The sequence below is a fragment of the Streptomyces sp. NPDC058291 genome (assembly GCF_042880855.1).
In the GTDB taxonomy this organism is placed as follows: domain Bacteria; phylum Actinomycetota; class Actinomycetes; order Streptomycetales; family Streptomycetaceae; genus Streptomyces.
Genome location: NZ_JBHVYK010000068.1, coordinates 1 through 3296, shown reverse-complemented (window position 1 = coordinate 3296; position 3296 = coordinate 1). Strand labels below are relative to the sequence as shown.

General features: G+C 75.3%; 2 protein-coding genes. Both read right to left on the bottom strand.

Going from position 1 to position 3296, the window contains the following annotated elements; genetic code table 11:
• Positions 1-92 precede the first annotated feature (92 nt).
• On the bottom strand, positions 93-1571 hold the full coding sequence (hemG, locus tag ACFVYK_RS28015; protein ID WP_389778798.1) for a protoporphyrinogen oxidase: 1479 nt from the start codon (positions 1569-1571) through the stop codon (positions 93-95).
• 58 nt (positions 1572-1629) lie between these two features.
• Positions 1630-3162, bottom strand: coding sequence for an FAD-dependent monooxygenase (locus ACFVYK_RS28010; protein ID WP_389778796.1), 1533 nt, complete (start codon positions 3160-3162; stop codon positions 1630-1632).
• Between the last annotated feature and the right edge of the window lie 134 nt (positions 3163-3296).

Genomic DNA, 3296 nt, shown 5'->3' with positions numbered 1-3296 from the left:
GGGGGCGCCGGCCGCGCTCCACCCGTGCCCCCTCGACGGCTGCGCCCGCCCCGTTATCGCGCCCCGCCCGCTTCTGTGTCGCGGGGGGCGGTTCAGGCCCCGACCGCCGCCGGACGGGCGGCGGCGTTCTGCTTCACCCAGGCCAGGACCTGCTCGGTGGCCTGCCGCGCGGAGGCCATGCACACGCCGACGCCCACACCGTCGTACAGGGCGCCGCACACGGCGAGGCCGGGCTGCGCGGCCACCGTCTCGCGGATCCGCCGGACCCGCTCGAAGTGGCCGACGGTGTACTGCGGCAGGGCGTCCTGCCAGCGGCTGACCCGGCTGGCCACCGGGACGCCCCGCACGCCCGTGGCCTCGGCCAGTTCCGCGGTCGCCAGCGCCACGAGATCGGCGTCGTCGCGCCGCAGCAGGTCCTCCTCGCCGAAGCGGCCGATCGAGCAGCGGACGATCTCCACCTCACCGGCCAGGTGCGGCCACTTCACGGTGGTGAAGGTGACCTCCTTGACGGCCTTGCCCTCCGGCGCGGGCACCCGGTAGGCGGCGTACCCGCGGCCCGAGAGCCCGCCGGGGAAGGCCGCGCGGGGATAGGCGAGGGTGACCACCGCGACGTCGGAGTAGGGCACCTCGGCGAACGCCGAGACGGCCGGGGCGGCTCCGGGGACCTCGGCGAGCAGCCTGCCCGCGGGCCCGGCCGGAACGGCGATGACGACGGCGTCCGCGTCGAGGTGCTCCGGGGCGGCGGCCGTGCCCACGGTCACCCGCCAGCCGTCCGCGCCGCGGGTCAGCTCCCGGACCGGGGCGTCGGTGCGCACCGACGCGTCGGGCGCGGCCTTCAGCACCTCGCGCACGAGCACGGCGGGCAGGGAGCCGAATCCGCCGTCGAGGGTCGCCACCCGCACGGGCGGCGGCTTCTGTCCCTCGGCGAGCACGGGCGTCAGCGAGCCCGCCGCGTCCGCCAGCGAGACGTGCGAACGGGCGGCCTTCGCCAGCGGCGTCAGCGTGGCCTCGAAGGACAGGTCCGCGGCGCGGCCGGCGAACACGCCGGCGAGGAACGGTTCGACCAGGCGGTCCACGACCTCCTGGCCGAAGCGCCCGCCCACGTAGTCCGCGACCGAGACGTCGCCCTCCCGGTCGAACGAGGGCAGCACCAGGTCCTGCCGGGCCCGCTCGACGCCCTCGGCGGAGACCACACCGGACCTGGCCAGATCGTCCATGTCGCAGGGCACGCCCATGAACTGACGGTCCGGCTGCCGCCGGATCCCTCCCCCGGTCCAGATCGCCGACGCGGTGACGCCGGCCGACATGATCTTCTCGCCGAGTCCGGCGTCCGCGATCAGCCCGGTCGTCCTGCGCCGGTTGGCGTACAGCGACTCGGCTCCCTCGTCGACGGGAACTCCCGCCACCTCGGAGACCGACAGCTTCCCGCCGAGCCGGGAGGACGCCTCCAGGACCGTCACCCGGACCGGCTCGTCGCGGAGCTGGAACGCCGCCGCCAGTCCCGCGATGCCACCCCCGATGACGACCACATGGGGCTTTCCACTCACCTGATCCTGTTCGGTGCCAGCCATTCCACCAGATCCTTCGTGGTTAGTGTCGTAGAGGCCGTCTCGGCGCCGGCGCCCGGCGTCAAGACAGGTCCTGGCAGTCTGGCCGGGGCCCCCAGCCCTTCGGTCGAGGGCGGCTGGAGGGCCGGTGGCCGCTGCCGAACCAGCAGTCGAGCGCCTGGGCGAGGTCCTCGGCGGTGCCGGGGGCGGTCCAGGCGACGTAGCCGTCGGGGCGGACGAGGACGGCGTCGAGCGGGGCGGCGGCCGGGACGCCGGGCGCGGTGTCGACGGTGGCGGTGACGACGTCGACGCGGTCGGTGTGGCCGTCCGCGACGCGGGCGGTGGCGGCGTCGGAGGTCAGGAGCAGACCGCGTCCGGAGCGCAGGAGTTCGGCGACGCGGACCCGGCCGCCGTCGGGGAGCGCGAGGGCGGTCTCGGGGGGCATGCGCCGGCCGAGCAGGGGGTGGTCGCCCTTGGCCAGGTCGTAGCGGACGCCGAGGTTGCTCAGCATGCCCGCCGCGTACTCGGCGGCGTCCTTGTGGGTCAGCAGCTCGCCCACGACCTCGCGGACCGGGTCCATGTCCTCGCCGGTGAGCCGCAGTTCGATCGCCGCGCGGGCGTTGCGCGCCAACTGCTCGCCGACGGGGTGGCGTTCGGCGTGGTAGGTGTCGAGCAGGCCTTCGGGGGCCCGGCCCTGCACCGTCGCCGCCAGCTTCCAGCCGAGGTTCACCGCGTCCTGCACGCCCACGCTCAGCCCCTGCGCCATCGCCGGGGGCTGCACGTGCGCGGCGTCGCCCGCCAGGAACACCCGGCCGCGCCGGTACTCGGCGGCGGCCCGTGAGGCGTCGGTGAAGCAGCTGATCCAGCGGCACTGCCCGTGGTGGATGGACTCGCCGGTGAGCCGCTGCCAAGCGTCGGCGAGGTCGGCGAAGGCGATCGCGTCGCGGTCGCGGGGCGGCGGCGTGCCCGCCTCGTGGACGACGACCCGGGTGACTCCGTTCTCCAGGTCCATCGCCATCACCATGCTGCCGCCCGGCAGGTCCTCGCCGATGCGCCGTCTGCGGGTGTCGATCCCGGTGACGTCGGCGGTGAGGAAGCCGCGCCGGCCGTCGGTGCCGGGGAACGCGATCCCGGCCAGTCTGCGCACGGTGCTGCGTCCGCCGTCGCAGCCGACGAGGTAGGCGGCGCTCTCCCCGGCCGCCCCGTCGGGGCCGTCGACGCTCACCACGACCTCGTCGTCGCTCTGGCGCAGAGCGGTCACCTCGCGGCCGCGCAGGACCGGCACGCCGAGTTCGCCCACCCAGTCCTCCAGCATCCGTTCGGTGCGGAACTGGGAGACCCCCCGGTGCCCGTAGTGGTCCTCGGCCAGCATGCCGAGGTCGATCGGGAGTCCGCCGAAGTGGCTGTCGGCGGGCTCGGTGGCGCCGAGACGGTCGAGCAGGCCCCGCTGGTCGAAGCACTCGGCGGTGCGCTTGGTGAAGCTCGCGCCGCGCGACTGGCGCGTCGGGGCGGGCAGCCGCTCGTAGACGACGACGTCCACGCCGCGGAGCCTGAGTTCGCCCGCCGTCATCAGACCGACCGGGCCGGCCCCGACGACGATTACCTCCCTGGCCATGTGTTCACTCCTTCGTCAAGGGTGCCGGCGGCGCTCACCGGCCGGCGGACTGCGCGACGCGGCCTGCGCCGAACCAGTGGTCGAGCGCCTGGGCGAGGTCCTCGGCGGTGCCGGGGGCGGTCCAGGCGACGTAG